The following is an 18,492-nucleotide window of genomic DNA, read 5'->3' as shown; positions in this document are numbered from 1 at the left end:
TTAAAATTACTTAAGGTTTTTGAGAGGAGGTAGGGGATGAGTCGGTTCATCCGGAATTCTGGTTTTTATTTAATACTATTCTTAGTCGTGGTGGGCATCGTCCAATTCCTCAACAGTGGAAATGAGACAACCGTCACCCCTAGTTATAGCGAACTGAGACAGCAGCTCAAGGCGGACAATATTAAGGAAATGACCGGCAAATTTGACGGTTACGCTTATCTCGTGACTGGTAATTATAAAGAGAAGGTTGGGGATGACAAGACAACCAACTTCTCCGCCTACATTCCTGCCGATGACAATGTGCTGAAGGAGATTACAGACCTTAGTGAGCAAAACGGGTTTGAGTTGACCTGGAAGAAAATGCAGGGCGAAAGCATCTGGCTAACCTTCCTGACTTCCATTATTCCGCTCGCTATTATGTTCATTCTGTTCTTCTTCCTGTTCAATCAGGCTCAGGGCGGCGGCGGCAAGGTAATGAACTTCGGTAAGAGCCGTGCCCGTCTCTATAATGAAGAGAAGAAAAAGGTTACCTTTGAGGATGTCGCCGGTGCTGATGAAGAGAAGCAAGAGCTTGTGGAGGTCGTTGAATTCCTGAAAGACCCCCGCAAATTTTCAGCCGTTGGCGCGCGTATTCCGAAAGGGGTTCTGTTGGTAGGTCCTCCGGGGACAGGTAAGACCTTGCTCGCCCGTGCGGTAGCCGGGGAAGCGGGCGTTCCGTTCTTCAGTATTTCCGGTTCCGACTTCGTGGAAATGTTCGTCGGTGTCGGTGCATCACGGGTACGTGATTTGTTCGAGAATGCAAAGAAGAACGCGCCATGTATTATCTTTATTGATGAAATTGATGCTGTGGGCCGTCAGCGCGGCGCCGGACTCGGCGGCGGGCATGATGAACGCGAGCAAACCTTGAACCAATTGCTCGTTGAGATGGATGGATTCGGGGGTAACGAAGGAATCATTATCGTTGCGGCGACAAACCGTGCCGATATTCTTGATCCGGCCTTGCTTCGTCCGGGACGTTTTGACCGTCAGATTACGGTTGACCGTCCGGATGTGAAGGGCCGGGAGGCTGTCCTTAAGGTCCATGCGCGCAATAAGCCGCTAACCAAGGATGTACGCCTGGATGTCATTGCGAAACGTACGACCGGCTTCACCGGCGCTGATCTGGAAAATCTGCTGAATGAAGCAGCGCTCCTCGCAGCACGGCGTAACCGGAAGGATATCTCTATGCGCGAGGTCGATGAAGCGATTGACCGTGTCATCGTCGGTACCGAGAAGCGCAGCCGGGTGATCAGTGATCGTGAGAAGCGGATTGTTGCTTTCCACGAAGCAGGTCATACGATTGTCGGCTACTTCCTGGAACATGCCGACATGGTTCACAAGGTGACCATTATCCCGCGCGGTCGGGCAGGCGGATATGTCATTATGCTTCCGAAGGAAGACCGCATGCTGGTAACCAAGCAGGAATTGCTGGATAAAGTGACAGGCTTGCTCGGTGGCCGGGTTTCCGAAGAATTGTTCATCGGCGAAATCGGTACGGGCGCTTACAGCGACTTCCAGCAAGCAACCAGTATTGTCCGCAGCATGATTGTCGAGTACGGGATGAGTGAGAAGCTCGGACCGATGCAGTTCGGCACAGCGCAAGGACAGGTATTCCTGGGCCGTGATATCGGACACGAGCAGAATTACAGCGATCAAATCGCTTATGAGATTGATCAAGAAATGCAGCGCTTCATCAGCCAGTCGTATGAACGTTGTAAGCAGCTCCTTACGGAGCATGCGGATCAGGTTCGCCTGATTGCTGAGACCCTGCTCGAGGTTGAGACGCTGGAGCTGGACCAAATCAAGCAACTGATTGAGACAGGCAAACTGTCGGATGCGGATTCGGGCCAAGACAGCGGAGGTTCGTCTGAATCAGGACAGCCAATCGTAGATAACATCGGCGATGTGCGTGTCCGCATTCAAGGCAAATCAGAGGATGCAGCTCCTGCCATTCCTGGCGGAGATATTCCGAATGAAGTGCCTGGAAGCTCGGCGAACGATACCACACAGGATCCGGATGCTCATGCTCCACAGTTGCCGCCGGATGAAGAAGATCCGAAGGATCGTTAATATGAGTTAAGGCCAGCTTAGTAACTAGACCCGGGTGCGAACTGCACCCGGGTTATTTTGTTTCCCAGAAATTCAGAACTATATTGGTTGAACAAAAGAAGCTACGTAAAACTTATTTAGTTCAAATTGCATATATTTATGGGCTCAGATTGATTGACAGCACCTGATCCCTTGTGTAAATTAGTTGTTAAACACACTGTGTCCTGGATGGCGTTCATTCGGGCATGCGCTTTTTTGCACAATATTATGGAATGCGGACAAGAGAGAGAATCGCGATTAATCGCGGGCGCACATAGGGGAGGGTATCAGGTGGAAGCTCTTGCACTTGAACGGAAAGCGGAGATGAACCGTGAGCTGAAGGAGAAGCTGGTTCGACTGAAGAAGGAACGGAATGCTATTATACTTGCTCACTATTATCAACGTGACGAGATTCAGGAGGTAGCCGATTTTCGCGGCGACTCTTTTTTGCTTGCTCAGAAGGCAGCCTCTACAGATGCAGAGACAATCGTCTTCTGCGGGGTTCACTTCATGGGAGAGAGTGCCAAAATTCTGGCTCCCAATAAGACGGTATTAATCCCTGATGAGCGTGCAGGCTGTCCGATGGCCGACATGGTCAATGTGGATGGTCTTCAGAAGCTGAAGGCTCAGCATCCGAATGCCAAGGTTGTTACTTATATTAACTCATCGGCTGAGATCAAAGCCGAGACGGATATTTGCTGTACTTCATCCAATGCGGTCAAGGTGATCAATTCAGTTGATGCTGAGGAGATTATTTGGGTTCCGGATAAAAACCTGGGACACTATGTTCAGCAGCATACCGATAAGAAGTTGATTATCTGGGAAGGGTACTGCAACACTCATGATATGCTGACGGTGAAGGATGTTGTGGAGATGAAGGCCAAATATCCGAACGCCGAATTTGTCGTTCATCCGGAGTGCCGCCCAGAGGTTGTAGCGATGGGGGATTACGTGGGCAGTACGACAGCTATTCTCGATTACTGTAAGAATTCGCCTGCGAAGGAGTTCATCGTGGGAACTGAGGATGGGACTGGGTATCAGCTGCGTAAGGACAGCCCGGATAAAGCTTTCCATTTTGCCACAAAATTTCTGGTTTGCCCCAATATGAAAGTCAACAATCTGAAAAAACTGGTTAAATGCCTGGAGACGATGCAGCCGGAAATTTACGTGCCGACTGCCGTTGCCGATAAGGCGAGACTCTCACTAGAGCGCATGTTACAAGTTAAGTAGCATGCGCTACTCTCTGTTCAAGGGCAGGCGACAAAGTCATGATACCACGATATTTAGTGAATTTTGATTTGAACGAGCTACCGGTTCTGGATACGGATGTGATTGTCATCGGCTCTGGAATTGCCGGTCTATATACTGCAATACGCGCGGCTGAAGAGCATCATGTCACGATGATTACGAAGCGATCCCTGCTGGAGAGTAATACGAGATATGCGCAGGGAGGGATTGCGGCGGTATTCTCTGAGGAGGATTCGCCTCAATCTCACCGCGAGGATACCCTGCTTGCGGGAGCAGGATTATGCTCTTCACAGGCCGTGGATATTCTTGTTCAGGAGGGCCCGGACCGGGTCAGGGAATTGATGAAGCTTGGAGCGGCCTTTGATCTGGAGAATGGGGAGATCGCTCTGACGAAGGAAGGCGCCCATAGTCACCGCAGAATACTTCATGCCAATGGGGATGCTACCGGCTATGAGATCGTGCGGGCATTATCGGAGCAGGTGATCCATTCTCCGAATGTGGAGCTGTGGGAAGATCATTATGTGATCGATCTGATTACAGAGGGAGAGGAATGTCTGGGTGCTTTAGTACAGCAGCCGGACGGACAGCGCGTATTTTTACGGGGGAAAAAGGCAACCATTCTCAGCAGCGGAGGCGCCGGACAGCTCTATCGTTATACAACGAATCCGGAGGTCGCCACGGCGGACGGCATCGCAATGGCTTATCGGGCAGGAGCCGAGATTCGGGATATGGAATTTATACAATTCCATCCGACCTCGCTCTGCTATCCCGGTGCTCCCCGTTTCCTGATCTCGGAGGCGGTGCGCGGCGAAGGGGCGGTGCTCCGCAATATTCATGGCGAGCGCTTCATGGAGCGCTATCACGAGCTGCTGGAGCTGGCGCCTCGCGACATTGTCGCCCGGGCCATCGTAGCGGAGATGGAATCAACCAAGTCGAGCGTGGTGTACCTGGATATTTCACATGAAGCCCCGGAAATGATTAAGCACCGTTTTCCGACGATCTATGAGACATGTCTTACATATGGCCTGGATTTGACGACCGATTGGATTCCTGTCGCTCCGGCTGCGCATTATATGATGGGAGGCGTGCGTACGGGTCCTTGCGGCGAGACGAATATTCATCGTCTGTTCGCTTGCGGAGAAGTATCTTCCACCGGGGTGCATGGGGCGAATCGTCTGGCCAGCAACTCGCTATCTGAAGCCATTGTATTCGGCGGGCGGATTGTGAAGCAGATCTCCAGGCTGTCTCTGTTAGCCAATACAGGCCAAGGGATTGCTTGCCGGGACTCGCGTCCAGCTGCAGCCCTGCAGCCGATTGTAGAACGGCGGCTTAAATTGCAAAAGGTCATGGTGCGTCAGGTGGGACTTCGACGCACAGGAGAAGGCTTGCTCAAAGGAATTGACGAGCTGAAGCGTCAGTTGCCGCTTTTTGAGTCCGTATTGACGAGCCGTGAGCAGCTGGAATTTGCCAATATGCTAACCAGCGCACTGCTACTGGCTGAATCTGCGTTAACCCGTGAGGAGAGCAGAGGCGGCCATTATCGGGAGGACTTCCCGGACCGTGATGATGCAAGGTGGCGCAAGCACATGATCCGTCACCGGGAAAAAGGAATCTTGGAGGAAACCAGTGATGATGTTTAATGGATATAATGAAGAACTCGTAGAATCAATTCGGGGATGGCTGCGGGAGGATGTTGGATCAGGCGATGTAACAACAGGCGTAACGATTCCTCACGGACACAGCTCCAAGGGAATCATCCATGCCAAGGAGTCCGGCATTATTGCCGGAATGCCTGTTGCCCAGCTCGTCTTCGAGATTGTCGATCCCCTTCTGGTCTTTACACCGAAGGTCAAGGATGGCGAACGTATAGAGAAGGGAAGTATCCTGGCTGAGGTGGAGGGCAGCACCCATAGCATTCTGACGGGAGAGAGGCTGGCACTAAACCTGCTTCAACGTTTATCCGGCATCGCGACAAGAACCCGGACTTTTGTAGATGCCTTGGAAGGAATTCCGGTCCGTCTGGTCGATACTCGCAAGACGACGCCCGGACATCGCATGCTGGAGAAATATGCTGTTCGTACCGGCGGGGGTGCGAATCACCGCTTCGGTCTTTATGATGCGGTGATGATCAAGGATAATCACATTAAGGGTGCGGGGGGGATTCGCCAGGCTGTAAGCCGGGCTAGAGCCCATATTCCGCATACGATGACGATTGAAGTAGAGACGGAGAGCCTGGAGCAGGTGGAAGAGGCCTTGTCAGCAGGAGCAGATATTATTATGCTGGATAACATGCCGCCTGGACTGATGAAGGAGGCGGTCCGCCTGATCAAGACAAAGGCGCCTCATGTGAAGACGGAGGCTTCCGGCAATGTGTCGCTGGCTACCGTCAGAGAGATCGCGGAGAGCGGAGTTGATGTGATCTCGGTGGGACGGCTCACATATTCCTTTGACAGCCTGGATATCAGTCTGGATCTGGGTGAGAAGAAAGAAGGATGAGTACGATGTTTCTTGTAGTGGATGTTGGCAATACCAATATTGTGCTGGGTATCTATCGTCAGCGCGAGCTACTGCACCATTTCCGGATCGGCACGAACCGTCAGGCGACGGTGGATGAATATGGCGTATTGATTCATAATCTGTTCGCGATGTCGAAGATCGATCCCGGGCGAATAGAGGGGGTTATCCTATCCTCGGTGGTTCCTCCTTTGATGCATGTCCTGGAAGAGCTATGTGAAAAATATTTACATCAAAAGCCGCTGGTCGTCGGGCCGGGCATTCGAACGGGCTTGAACCTGCGTTATGAGAACCCCCGCGAGGTCGGTGCGGACCGGATCGTGAATGCGGTGGCTGCCATTGAGAAATATGGAGGGCCTCTGGTCGTGGTGGATTTCGGAACGGCGACGACGTTTGACTGCGTGGATGAAGCGGGTAATTATCTGGGAGGCGCTATCGTGCCCGGCATCGGAATCTCGACGGAAGCGCTGTATCAGCGGGCATCCAAGCTTCCCCGGATTGAACTGGAGAAGCCGAAGAAAGTCATTGGACGGAACACCGTCCATGCAATGCAGTCGGGGATTATTTTTGGCTATGCCGGACAGGTGGATGGTATTGTCGAACGGATTGCCCGCGAGATGAATACCCAGCCCAAGGTGATTGCTACCGGAGGGCTGGCCGAGCTGATCGCAAGTGAGTCCAAAAGTATTCAGGAGGTCGATCCCTGGCTTACGCTGGAGGGCCTCCGGTTAATCTATGAACGTAACCAATAAGCGAAAGTAACGGATCGAACGGCATTAGCCTAAATTAGATCGTTTAAAGAGGTTGTTCAAAAATTCATCTTTTGATTACGAAGTGTTCCAAGGGGATGATTTCGACATCGAATCTTGCGTTCACCCTAGAAGTCCGAGCGGATGCTTACGAGGCATGCTTCCTTTGGAAGCATTTCGCTCATGTAGGTACTGCCTACACTCCGTTCCTCCTTCTTCGGGTTCTCGCGACCTTCTCGGTGCTGAAAAGCTGACTTTTTGAACACGCATTTTAAGAGTAGAACACGCACTTAAAGGGAGGCTTTACTCGATTGGAGACACAGAATGGAAAAGACCGTCTGGTACGCGGAACCGCGCTGGACGGAAAAGTGCGCGCCTTTGCGGTGCGGACGACACAGCTGGTGGAAGAGCTTCGCAGACGTCATGACACGTATCCGACTACTACCGCTGCTTTGGGGCGTACGGTGACGGCCGCCGCCATGATGGGCGCTATGCTCAAGGGTGAAGAGAGACTGTCGGTGCAGGTCAAAGGCGGCGGTCCGGTTGGCCAGATCGTAGCGGACGCCAACGCTAAAGGAGAAGTGCGCGGATACGTGAGCAATCCGCATGTCCACTTGCCTGCGAACAGTCAGGGTAAGCTGGATGTGGCTGGTGCAGTAGGCACGGACGGCTTCATCAATGTGACCAAGGATTTGGGCTTGAAGGAGCCTTATCACGGCAATGTGCCGATTATTTCCGGTGAACTGGGCGAGGACTTCACCTATTACTTCGCTGCGTCCGAGCAGACGCCGTCGGCAGTTGGACTTGGTGTTCTTGTTGATACGGACAATTCCGTTATTGTGGCTGGAGGGTTCATTATTCAGCTTTTGCCGGGCCTTAGCGATGCCGACATTGATATGATCGAACGGGCAGTGGGACAAATGCCGCCCGTGACGGTACTCCTGGATCAAGGATTAGAGCCGGAGGAAATGCTGAAGTGGCTGCTTCCCGACGTGCGGGTGCTGGACGAGCTGGATATCGTCTTTTCCTGTCATTGCTCTCGGGATCGGGTAGAACGTACTTTGATCAGCCTTGGCCGGGATGAACTGATTCAGCTTCGGGATGAGGATGAGCAGACCGAAGTTATATGCGATTTCTGCAACGAGGCATATACATTTAATCGGGCAGATCTGGATGTGTTGATCGAGCAGACTTCAAAATAAAAAGTGTATATAAGTGGAACTAATGATTATGCACCGGAGGCAACGTATAAAGCTTTCTTACGATCGCTGTTGTCGCGGATTTCTTGGATTGAACTTAGCCATGTAAAGGAAGAACTCCGCTCACAAAGGCGAACGCTGACGCTTCTGTAGAACGCTTTATACTTATGTCTTTTCTGTACAGTTCTTTAGTTCAACTTGTATAAAAGACAGTTAAAATACTTTGCTTGCCGAAAGGAGTGCGGGCAAAGTATTTTTTTCGGCTATTATTGACAACTCCGATCGGGGTTGTTAATATATAAATAGTAAAACCTACTTAAATACTCGGATATAAAATAACTTCGTATGCAAGCATCCAGAACTGCGGATTCTAATGATACTGTTTATTATTATAAGGAGGGCATTACCATGGCAAAGGTCGTTAACAATGTAACTGAACTGATCGGGGGTACCCCGCTCGTCAAGCTGAATCGGATTGTTCCTGAGGATAGCGCTGAAATCTACGTGAAGCTTGAATATCAGAACCCGGGCTCCAGCGTCAAGGACCGGATCGCATTCAGCATCGTTGAGGAAGCGGAGAAGTCGGGAAGATTGAAGCCGGGCGGCACGATTGTAGAAGCAACGAGCGGTAACACAGGGATTGGACTTGCCATGGTAGCTGCGGCAAAGGGGTATAAGGCCGTAATTATTATGCCTGAGACCATGAGCTTGGAGCGACGCAACCTGCTTCGCGCTTACGGTGCCGAATTGGTGCTGACACCGGGATCGGAAGGGATGAACGGCGCGGTGAAGAAGGCGGAAGAGATTCTTGCTGCGAATCCGGATTATTTCCTCGCCGATCAATTCAGAAACCAGGCTAACGTGAAGATCCACCGTGAGACAACTGGACCTGAAATCGTAGAAGCCATTGAATCCTTGGGCGGAGAGCTTGATGCCTTTGTTGCCGGTATCGGTACAGGCGGTACAATCACCGGTGCAGGCGAAGTACTCAAGAGCCGTTTCCCGAATGTTAAGGTGTATGCTGTTGAACCTGCAGGTTCCCCAATTCTGGCAGGGGGTAAGCCAGGTCCGCATAAGATCCAGGGGATCGGCGCTAACTTCATTCCAGAGATTCTGAATCAAGACGTATATAATGAAATTATTCATGTTGAGAATGAAGCGGCCTTTGAACAAGCTCGTCAGCTTGCGAAGGAAGAAGGAATTCTGTCCGGTATTTCCTCCGGTGCAGCCGTATTTGCGGCATTGAAGGTTGCGAAGGAGCTTGGCAAGGGCAAGCGTGTCGTTGCTATTGTTCCAAGTAACGGCGAACGGTACCTGAGCACCCCGCTTTACAACTTTGAAGCTTAAGACATCTTTTGATCACGAAGTGTTACAGGAGGTTAATTCGACATCGAATCTTGCGTTCACCCTTGAAGTCCGAGCGGATGCTTACGAGGCATGCTTCCTTTGGAAGCATTTCGCTCATGTAGGTACTGCCTACACTCCGTTCCTCCTTCTTCAGGTTCTCGCAACCTTCTCGGTGCTGAAAAGCTGACTTTTTGAACTTGCACTTTAAGAGGTTGTTCAAATCTTTTGATCACGAAGTTAAGCTGCCCCCGCGCTGTCTCTTATACGGCTGCGGGGGCATTTGTATTTTCAAAATGGACGAGGTTTAGTATACTAGCAAACAATAAGCAACCAAGTGCGGAGCTGGAGGTCAGAGGCAGGGTGATGGTGGAGACGTTAATCTCAAAGGAGAACTGGAAGGAATGGCGTGCGGAGGGACTATGGAGCCTGCTCCCATGTGTGATCAGTATGAAGTCGCCGGCAGGCCTGCCGAAGGCATGGAAATCGGCCTGGGAGCAGGCGGGTGCCTATTCCTTTGTGCTGGAGAGCGGTAAAGGGGGCAGATATACGTTCCTGGGTTTAAATCCGGTCTCTGTGATTCGCGGAAAGGGCAGTCATGCGGAGGTATCAGATCTGACTGCAGCAGCCGGCAGGAGGCTGACCGGTAAGCCGCTAGAGCTGATCAAGGACTGGCTGGCCCCTTACAAGTCGCCGTCTCATCCCGCTCTCCCCAAGCTGGGCGGCGGTGCAGTCGGCTTCCTGGGGTATGATATTGCGCGATCATTGGAGCGGTTGCCTGCGCTGGCCCAGGATGATCTTGGGCTGGACGATTATGTCTGGATGCGATTCGAGGAATTATGGATCTGGGATGAAGCCGAATCGACAATCTATGCGGTAGTACACAAGGACATTTCGGTTGAAGAAGCATTGGAGAATAAGGACAAGATCAGAACTTCTGATGAGGTAGCTGCCCTTTACAATACGGCCCGGGCAAGAGCTGCAGAAATGATCGAAGCGTGGCAGGCCTTCCAGCAGGCGGAGCCATTCCCAGCGACCCAGGAGGAGCAGACACCGGGACTGGATGAACTGTTTGCCGAGTCTAAGACATCGATGAGCCAATCGGCGTTTGAAGGCGCGGTTCGGAAGGTCCAGGAATATATCGCGGCAGGGGATGTATTTCAGGTGAATCTCTCCTTGAGACATGCTTTTCCTCTAGCTGCTAAGCCCGAAACGATCTATGAAAGCTTGCGTTTGATCAATCCCTCGCCGTATATGGGTATGATCCGCTTACCCGAATTCCAGCTGGTCTCTGCATCGCCAGAGCTGCTGGTCAAGCTTGAGACCGGACGCCTCAGCACCCGTCCGATTGCGGGGACTCGCCGCCGCGGACTGACCGCGGATGAAGATGTCGCGATGGAGGCGGAGCTGCTCAGCAGCGAGAAGGAGCAGGCTGAGCACATTATGCTTGTCGATCTGCTGCGTAATGATCTTGGCAGAGTAGCGTCCTACGGCTCTGTCAAAGTTTCCGAGCTGCTGACAGTGGAACGTTATTCTCATGTTATGCACCTTGTATCCGAGGTTGAGGGAATACTGGCAGAACCGTTAACGGCCTTCGAGGCGATTGCAGCAATTTTCCCGGGCGGGACAATAACAGGAGCACCCAAGGTACGTACGATGGAGATTATTGAGGAGCTGGAGCCGGTGACCCGTGGTCCATATACAGGAGCCATGGGTTGGATTGACTATCAAGGAAATATGGAATTAAATATTATCATACGAACGCTGGTTACACAGGACGGAGTCGGTTATATTCAGGCAGGGGCGGGAATTGTGATTGATTCCGATCCTTATCGGGAATACCGGGAGAGTCAAAATAAAGCCAAAGCGATTGCCATAGCGATCCGGCATAGCGCACGATACGCCTTCGAGGCGGAGAACAGGAGATGGAGCACATGATTCTGGTCATCGATAATTACGATTCATTTACCTACAATCTGGTGCAGTATTTGGGCGAGCTGGGCGAGGAAGTGGTCGTTCGCCGCAACGATGAGATCGATCTGGAGGGAATTACGGCGTTGAATCCGGATCATATCTTGATCTCGCCAGGGCCGTGCACACCGAACGAAGCCGGAATTACCCTGAAGGTCATCGAACGCTTCAAGGGCGAGATTCCGATCTTCGGTGTCTGTCTGGGACATCAGGCCATTGGCCAAGCCTTTGGCGGCAAGGTGATCCGTGCCGAGCGGCTGATGCATGGGAAGACCTCGCCGATTCACCATCAGGGAGAATCGGTATTCACCGGGCTGCCATCCCCGTTCACCGCGACGAGATACCATTCCTTGATCGTAGAGCGGGAGACGCTGCCCGATTGTCTGGAGATTACTGCCGAGACAGCGGAAGGTGAAATTATGGGGCTGCGTCACAAGCAATATGCGGTGGAAGGCGTACAATTTCATCCGGAGTCCATTATTACGGATCATGGGCATCAAATACTGCGTAATTTCCTGAACCGCCGCAAGGCGGAGGCGAGTCTATGAATTATATCGGACTTAACGGTGTTCCGGTCCGATCTTCTGAAGCCGTGGTGTCCGTTATGGATCACGGCTTCATGTACGGAATCGGGCTGTTTGAGACGTTCCGAACCTATGAAGGCTACCCCAGTTTACTGGAGCGCCATCTTGAACGGCTTACGGAGGGCTGCCTGCAGCTGGGTATTTCATATCAGCCGGATATCGCGATCCTTCGTTCAGAAATTGCGGGATTGCTGGCTTTGAATTGTCTTCGCGACGGGTATTTTCGCCTCGCGGTATCGGCGGGCGAGGGGCCGCTTGGTCTTACCTCAGAGGAGTATGAACAACCGACCGTTATTCTGTACGTTAAGTCGCTGCCGCCAGTTTCGCCGACCCTCTATACCGAGGGAAAGCAGCTTTGGCTGCTGGAGACTCGCCGTAATACGCCGGAGACACCAATTCGGCTGAAGTCGTTCCATTTTATGAATAATGTAAGAGCCCGAAGAGAACTATCCGAAAATGAGCGTCTCTCCGAAAATGGCGGCTTCAGGCTTCCATCAGAAGGTGTGATGCTGACAAAGGATGGGGTGCTGTCGGAAGGCATTACAAGCAACCTGTTCTTTCTTCGTGAAGGAGTCTTATATACGCCCGAGATTGAGACGGGGATTCTTCCTGGAATCACACGGGCCGTCGTGCTTGAGCTGGCGGCAGGACTTGGCCTGCCTGCGAAGGAAGGCCGCTACAGTTGGGACAGCCTGCTTCATGCCGACGAGGTGTTCATGACCAACTCGATTCAGGAGCTGATCCCTGTTACACGCCTTATTCGCCGGAATCCGGAGGAGGGTGTGAAGGGGGCCTACCCCGCCTATGTGCAGGTCGGATTAGGAAAGATCGGGCCATTCACCCGAGACCTGTTGGATTTATATAGAAAGAAGGTAGGAGCAAATGCAGACTCGGATCTATAAGAGAAGTTATCTATGTGGGGAGACCACCTTGACACTGGGGGAACGCACGCTGGTTATGGGAATTTTGAATGTAACCCCGGATTCGTTCTCGGATGGGGGAAAATATAATTCGCCTGACCGGGCCGTGGCTCATGCGCTTCAACTGGTTGCGGACGGAGCGGATATCATCGACCTTGGCGGGGAATCCACCCGACCTGGGCATGACCCTGTTGGAGAGCAGGAGGAGCTGGAGCGGGTCATTCCTGTCATCGAGGCGCTTCACCGCGAGATTCCGCATATCCCGATCTCGATTGATACCTATAAAGCACGGGTAGCCGAAGAGTCGCTCAAGGCGGGCGCTCATATTCTCAATGACATATGGGGTTTCAAGCGAGAGCCGGAGATGGCAAGAGTTGCGGCGTCATATCGTTGCCCTGTCATTTTGATGCATAACCGGGACAACCGGGATTACCGTCATCTGATTCAGGATATCGAGGATGATTTGCGGGAGAGCATCTCGATTGCGAAGCAGGCGGGAGTCGAGGATGAAATGATCATTCTGGACCCGGGGATTGGGTTTGCCAAGGACTATCATGAGAATCTTGAGGTCATGGGATCTCTGGACCTGCTTGCCGAAATGGGCTATCCCGTATTGCTGGGGACTTCCCGCAAGCGGTTCATCCGTACTGCGCTCGGGCTGGGACCGGATGAGGTTGTGCATGGTACCGCGGCGACGGTTGCACTGGGAATTGCCCAGGGCTGCCAGATTATGCGGGTGCATGATGTGAAGGAGATAACGCAGACCGTACGGATGTGCGATACTATTTTATATAGAAAGAAAGGGGCCGGACTGTAAATCATGGATAAAATGATCATTCGCCGTATGGAATATTACGGATACCATGGTGTATTCGACGAGGAGCGCAAGCTGGGACAACGATTCTACGTGGATCTGGAGTTGGAGCTGGATCTTGAGGAAGCGGGAAAGCAGGATGACCTGTCGAAAACGGTAAATTATGCCGAGATCCACACGACGGTAAAAGAAATCGTCGAGAAAAAAAGCTTTAAATTGATCGAGGCGCTTGCCGAGTGTATTGCAACGACGGTTCTGGACACTTATACTAGGGTAGATGCCTTGACGGTCGCTGTTACGAAGCCGCATCCGCCGTTCGATATTCATTTTGAGGGTGTGACGGCACAGCTTCGGCGGTCGAGAAAGTGAGTAGAGTCGTATGTTCAAACTATCTCCCTCTGACGGTTCAGAGGCTTATATTGCTTTAGGGGCTAATTTGGGTGATCGGGAAGCAACGCTGATGCAGGCCATTAGCCTGCTTCATGATCATCAGGAAATTAAGGTGCTCCGCTGCTCCGATCTGTACGAGACAGACCCGGTGGGACCTGTGGATCAGCCTAATTTTGTGAACATGGCTCTGGCATTGCGAACTACGCTTGCGCCGGAGACTTTGCTCCAAGTAATGCTCCAAATCGAGCATGTGCTAGGGAGAGAACGAACCATCCGCTGGGGACCGCGAACGGTTGATCTCGATCTGTTGTGGATCAAAGGGAAACAAATGGATACCGAACATTTAACCCTGCCTCACCCCCGGATGATGGAGCGGGCTTTCGTGCTCGTACCGATGAATGACATTGTTAATGAAGAAGATCCGGAGTTGAAGGAGCAAATAGAAAGTGCCTTGAACGTCCTGGACGGAAAGGACGGCGTACGATTTTGGAAAACATGCAGCTGGCCCAGCGCATCCGCGCATTCCGCAAACTAAAAGGCTTCACCCAGCAGCAGCTTGCTGAGCAGACCGGCATTTCGCTGGCTGTGCTCGGAGCTATTGAGCGGGGAAACCGCCGCATAGAAGATCAAATTTTAAATAAAATTGCAAATGTTCTCGGCTTGGACCTGGAGGAATTAAAGCTTCCGGAGCGCTAAAGCCCATATTCATAAATATTTGAGAGAAGGGAGTGAACCACATGCTGAAGATCGGCGATATTGAAATGAAGAATCCGGTCGTGCTTGCTCCTATGGCGGGCGTATGCAATCCGGCCTTCCGGCTTATTGCCAAGGAGTTTGGCACCGGGCTTGTCTGTGCAGAGATGGTCAGCGATAAGGCTATCCTTCACGGCAACAAGCGGACCCGGGAAATGCTATTCGTCGATGAGCGGGAGAAGCCGCTAAGTCTGCAAATTTTCGGGGGGGACCGCGAATCGTTGGTTGAAGCCGCGAAAGTGGTCGATCAGGAGACAAATGCCGATATTATTGATATCAATATGGGCTGTCCTGTTCCCAAGGTGACAAAGTGCGATGCAGGAGCCCGCTGGCTGCTCGACCCTAATAAAATCCACGAGATGGTATCGGCAGTTGTCGATGCGGTAAGCAAGCCCGTAACGGTGAAGATGCGCATCGGTTGGGATGCCGAGCATATTTATGTCGTGGATAATGCCAAGGCTGTGGAGGCCGCAGGGGGCAAAGCGATCAGCGTGCATGGCCGTACCCGGGAACAGCTGTATACGGGACATGCCGACTGGAGCTATATCAAGCAAGCGAAGGAATCGGTCTCTATTCCTGTCATCGGCAACGGGGATGTGAGCACGCCGGAAGATGCGAAGCGGATGCTGGAGGAGACGGGCTGTGACGGTGTCATGATCGGCCGCGGCGCACTCGGCAATCCTTGGATGCTGTATCGTACGGTGGAGTACCTGAAGACGGGGGTTCTTTTGCCAGAGCCGGAAGCTGAGGAGAAGATTCGCATTGCGATTCTTCATATGGACCGTCTTGCTGCCCTTAAGGGTGAACACGTTGCGGTCAAGGAAATGCGCAAGCATCTGGCCTGGTATTTGAAGGGGCTGAAGGGTGCGGCCCGGATTAAGGATGCTATTATGGAGGAGACCCGGCGTGATAAAATGGTTCGGATTCTTGAAGAATTCGTTGCCGGCCAGGACCACAAAAATTTGGAAACCGTGGAAACAGCTTGATTGCTGGGTTTACGGGGCATGGAGACGTGAAGCGTTTTCATTCCTTGCGGGCCGCGTCATTGACATTTAAGACCGGTTAACCTATAATTTTTCAGTATAAATTCGCCTCAGGAGATAACTTCCACAACATGGATGGTCTGACCTCCATGCGATTGCATATGATATTCTCAATGATGCGTGATGCGAATATTATTTCCATGACAGGAGAATCGGTTGAGATGAGTGATAAAGAAGTCATTCTTACACAGGACGGTCTGAAGAGACTGGAAGAGGAACTGGAGAACCTGAAGTCGGTGAGACGCCGCGAAGTAGCCGAGCGGATCAAAACTGCAATTGGATATGGCGACATTAGCGAAAACTCAGAATATGAAGATGCCAAGAACGAACAAGCGTTCATCGAAGGCCGAATCATTACTCTTGAGAAAATGCTGCGCAATGCCCGGATCATCAACAATGATGAAATTGACACTGATACGGTAAGCATTGGTTCGACTGTGACGGTTAAGGATCTGGAATACGGCGATACGATGGAATATGCGATTGTCGGGACGGCCGAATCCGATCCGCTGCAGAACAAGATATCCAATGAGAGCCCTGTTGGCAAAGCCATTCTTGGCAAGAAGAAGGGTGCTACGGTCGATGTCAATGTACCGGCGGGCGTTATCCAATATAAGATCATCGATATCAAGAAATAAGTTCATTTGAGCGGTGAATTTGAGTTCCAAGAAGCTTCCCCGGCGGAGGCTTCTTTCACTGTTTTTATTGAATATAATCTAATTAGTGGTAAGGAGTGGGACAAGCAATGAGCGAAGAACAGAACAACCAGGAAGTCGTCCAGATCAGTGATCTGCTGAAGGTGCGCCGTGAGAAATTGGACGAGCTGCGTCAGCTTGGCGTAGATCCTTTCGGGACAAAGTATGAGCGGACGGCTATGGCGGGAGATATCCTGAAGCAGTATGACGGATTGACGCATGACGAGCTGGAAGAGAAGCAGATCAAGGTATCCGTTGCTGGCCGTATTATGGCAAAACGGGTGATGGGGAAGGCCAGCTTTGCGCATATTCAGGACCTGTCGGGCAAAATTCAGATTTATGTCCGCAAAGATAGTGTGCCGGAAGTGAAATATGCTGCGTTTGATACGTTGGATCTGGGGGATATTATCGGAGTTACCGGCGAGGTGTTCAAGACCAAGACCGGAGAGACGACGATTAAGGTTAACGATCTTGAAGTTCTGACGAAATCGCTCTACCCGCTGCCGGACAAATACCATGGACTTAAAGACGTGGAGCTGCGCTATCGCCAGCGTTACGTTGACTTGATCGTAAATCCGGAAGTGCAGCAGACATTTATCAAGCGCTCAAGGATTATCCAATCGATGCGCCGCTATCTGGACTCGCTTGGCTATCTTGAAGTTGAGACGCCTACCCTTCACAGCATTGCTGGAGGAGCTGCCGCGCGTCCATTTACTACGCACCACAATGCATTGGATATGCAGTTGTACATGCGGATCGCAATCGAGCTTCATTTGAAGCGTCTGATCGTCGGCGGCCTGGAGAAGGTGTACGAGATTGGCCGGGTATACCGGAATGAGGGCATCTCAACCCGTCACAATCCGGAGTTCACGATGATTGAATTGTATGAAGCGTATGCCGATTACAAAGACATCATGGCCCTGACGGAAAATATGATCGCTCATATTGCCCAAGAAGTGCTTGGCACCAAGATTCTGAATTACCAAGGTCAAGAGGTTGACCTCACTCCAGAGTGGCGCCGTGTATCCATGGTCGATGCGGTGAAGGAAGTAACCGGCGTGGACTTTGGTGTGCAAATGTCGAACGAGGAAGCACATCGTCTGGCGAAGGAGCATAAGGTTCCTGTGGAGCCGCATATGACATTCGGTCATATCCTGAATGCTTTCTTTGAACAGTTTGTAGAAGAGACGCTGATCCAGCCTACATTTGTATATGGTCATCCGGTAGAGATTTCCCCGCTTGCTAAGAGAAATGAAGAAGATCCGCGGTTTACCGATCGCTTCGAGCTGTTCATTGTAGCCCGGGAGCATGCCAATGCCTTCTCCGAGTTGAATGATCCGATCGATCAACGTCAGCGGTTTGAAGCGCAGCTGCTGGAGCGTGAGCACGGAAATGATGAAGCGCATGAAATGGATGATGATTTCATCCGTGCACTGGAATACGGCATGCCGCCTACTGGCGGACTGGGCATCGGGATCGACCGTCTGGTGATGCTGTTGACCGACGCGCCTTCCATTCGCGATGTACTGCTCTTCCCGCATATGCGGAATACAGTAATTGAATAAGGCTGCAACAATATAAAAAGGAACAATCTCTTTGGAGGTTGTTCCTTTTTTTGTGCTTCAAGACACTCGTCTAAGCTGAGATTTTAAAGTATAGGGCTATAGTGAGCTTAAATGATGTCTCAGCACGGCTTTGACTTTTTCAGGGGGCATGAGCTCTGGCCGTTGAATTGCATGAATCGCAAGACCATCGACTAAGTCGTAGATTCTTTCAACTTCTATATCTTCATCATGATCGTTCCGGGTTACCCCGGAGTCCATTAATGCCCGGATGAGTATTATGGGTTGCAATGAATATGGATACGTGATACATTATATATCCGGTCGTTAATTACGGCCCATCATGATTTCGAATCCATAAGCATTTTTTAAAAAAAGTGCTTGCAATGTTGGATTGAGCATGATAAGATATAAAAGTTGCCGCTGATGAGCTGGTGACGAAAAAAGAACCAAAGTTGATCTTTGAAAACTGAACAACGAGTGAGTATTATAAGAGAATTAATCATTCTCGTCAGTATTGAAATGAGCAAGTCAAACACCTTAATGGAGAGTTTGATCCTGGCTCAGGACGAACGCTGG

At 51.3% G+C, this 18,492-nt stretch carries 18 protein-coding genes; 17 read left to right on the top strand and 1 reads right to left on the bottom strand.

The features are described from left to right. The first annotated feature begins 36 nt into the window (after positions 1-36). The 17 genes from ftsH to lysS all read left to right on the top strand — a co-directional run bounded on the left by ftsH (position 37) and on the right by lysS (position 17,916). Positions 37-2,109, top strand: coding sequence for an ATP-dependent zinc metalloprotease FtsH (ftsH, locus tag KQJ23_RS20455; protein WP_216480783.1), 2,073 nt, complete (start codon positions 37-39; stop codon positions 2,107-2,109). Between the two features lie 309 nt (positions 2,110-2,418). After that, on the top strand, positions 2,419-3,357 hold the full coding sequence (gene nadA / locus KQJ23_RS20450; protein WP_216480782.1) for a quinolinate synthase NadA: 939 nt from the start codon (positions 2,419-2,421) through the stop codon (positions 3,355-3,357). Between the two features lie 38 nt (positions 3,358-3,395). Continuing rightward, positions 3,396-5,015 carry an L-aspartate oxidase gene (gene nadB, locus KQJ23_RS20445; protein ID WP_216480781.1) on the top strand — a complete coding sequence of 540 codons (1,620 nt, stop codon included), beginning with the start codon at positions 3,396-3,398 and terminating at the stop codon, positions 5,013-5,015. Beyond that, positions 5,005-5,871 carry a carboxylating nicotinate-nucleotide diphosphorylase gene (gene nadC, locus KQJ23_RS20440; RefSeq protein WP_216480780.1) on the top strand — a complete coding sequence of 289 codons (867 nt, stop codon included), beginning with the start codon at positions 5,005-5,007 and terminating at the stop codon, positions 5,869-5,871. Before nadB ends, nadC begins: the two co-directional genes overlap by 11 nt. Before the next feature lie 5 nt (positions 5,872-5,876). Further along, a complete protein-coding gene (locus KQJ23_RS20435) occupies positions 5,877-6,641 on the top strand; it encodes a type III pantothenate kinase (protein ID WP_216480817.1) in 765 nt (254 codons plus the stop codon). A 308-nt stretch (positions 6,642-6,949) separates the two neighbouring features. Continuing rightward, on the top strand, positions 6,950-7,840 hold the full coding sequence (gene hslO, locus KQJ23_RS20430) for an Hsp33 family molecular chaperone HslO (RefSeq protein WP_216480779.1): 891 nt from the start codon (positions 6,950-6,952) through the stop codon (positions 7,838-7,840). 405 nt (positions 7,841-8,245) lie between these two features. Further along, complete coding sequence (gene cysK, locus KQJ23_RS20425; protein ID WP_216480778.1) at positions 8,246-9,184, top strand: cysteine synthase A; 939 nt, start codon at positions 8,246-8,248, stop codon at positions 9,182-9,184. Between the two features lie 363 nt (positions 9,185-9,547). Further along, positions 9,548-11,119, top strand: coding sequence for an anthranilate synthase component I family protein (locus KQJ23_RS20420; RefSeq protein WP_216480777.1), 1,572 nt, complete (start codon positions 9,548-9,550; stop codon positions 11,117-11,119). After that, on the top strand, positions 11,116-11,700 hold the full coding sequence (gene pabA, locus KQJ23_RS20415) for an aminodeoxychorismate/anthranilate synthase component II (RefSeq protein WP_216480816.1): 585 nt from the start codon (positions 11,116-11,118) through the stop codon (positions 11,698-11,700). Before KQJ23_RS20420 ends, pabA begins: the two co-directional genes overlap by 4 nt. Beyond that, positions 11,697-12,638: an aminotransferase class IV gene (locus tag KQJ23_RS20410; protein ID WP_216480776.1), complete on the top strand. Its 942-nt coding sequence runs from the start codon at positions 11,697-11,699 to the stop codon at positions 12,636-12,638. Before pabA ends, KQJ23_RS20410 begins: the two co-directional genes overlap by 4 nt. Then, positions 12,619-13,473 (top strand): dihydropteroate synthase, encoded by an 855-nt coding sequence (folP, locus tag KQJ23_RS20405; RefSeq protein ID WP_216480775.1) that lies wholly within the window; start codon positions 12,619-12,621, stop codon positions 13,471-13,473. Before KQJ23_RS20410 ends, folP begins: the two co-directional genes overlap by 20 nt. Before the next feature lie 3 nt (positions 13,474-13,476). Then, positions 13,477-13,839 carry a dihydroneopterin aldolase gene (gene folB / locus KQJ23_RS20400; protein WP_216480774.1) on the top strand — a complete coding sequence of 121 codons (363 nt, stop codon included), beginning with the start codon at positions 13,477-13,479 and terminating at the stop codon, positions 13,837-13,839. A gap of 10 nt (positions 13,840-13,849) precedes the next feature. Next, entirely contained in the window at positions 13,850-14,395 is a 546-nt protein-coding gene (gene folK / locus KQJ23_RS20395) for a 2-amino-4-hydroxy-6-hydroxymethyldihydropteridine diphosphokinase (protein WP_216480773.1), read from the top strand. Further along, positions 14,347-14,556, top strand: a complete 210-nt coding sequence (locus KQJ23_RS20390) for a helix-turn-helix domain-containing protein (protein WP_044482576.1) — start codon at positions 14,347-14,349, stop codon at positions 14,554-14,556. The genes folK and KQJ23_RS20390 overlap by 49 nt, the downstream gene beginning before the upstream one ends. Before the next feature lie 41 nt (positions 14,557-14,597). After that, entirely contained in the window at positions 14,598-15,599 is a 1,002-nt protein-coding gene (dusB, locus tag KQJ23_RS20385; RefSeq protein ID WP_216480772.1) for a tRNA dihydrouridine synthase DusB, read from the top strand. 218 nt (positions 15,600-15,817) lie between these two features. Continuing rightward, entirely contained in the window at positions 15,818-16,294 is a 477-nt protein-coding gene (gene greA / locus KQJ23_RS20380) for a transcription elongation factor GreA (protein WP_044482628.1), read from the top strand. Between the two features lie 107 nt (positions 16,295-16,401). Then, the gene (gene lysS / locus KQJ23_RS20375) at positions 16,402-17,916 is read left to right on the top strand and encodes a lysine--tRNA ligase (protein WP_216480771.1); all 1,515 of its coding nucleotides are present in this window, start codon (positions 16,402-16,404) and stop codon (positions 17,914-17,916) included. Positions 17,917-18,012: 96 nt separating this feature from the next. On the opposite strand, the gene KQJ23_RS24210 is transcribed toward lysS, so the two are convergent. Beyond that, on the bottom strand, positions 18,013-18,204 hold the full coding sequence (locus tag KQJ23_RS24210) for a TetR family transcriptional regulator C-terminal domain-containing protein (protein WP_216480770.1): 192 nt from the start codon (positions 18,202-18,204) through the stop codon (positions 18,013-18,015). Between the last annotated feature and the right edge of the window lie 288 nt (positions 18,205-18,492).

The sequence above is a fragment of the Paenibacillus brevis genome, from assembly GCF_018919145.1.
GTDB classification, from domain to species: Bacteria; Bacillota; Bacilli; order Paenibacillales; family Paenibacillaceae; genus Fontibacillus; species Fontibacillus brevis.
This window is presented reverse-complemented; position numbering and strand designations above follow the sequence as displayed.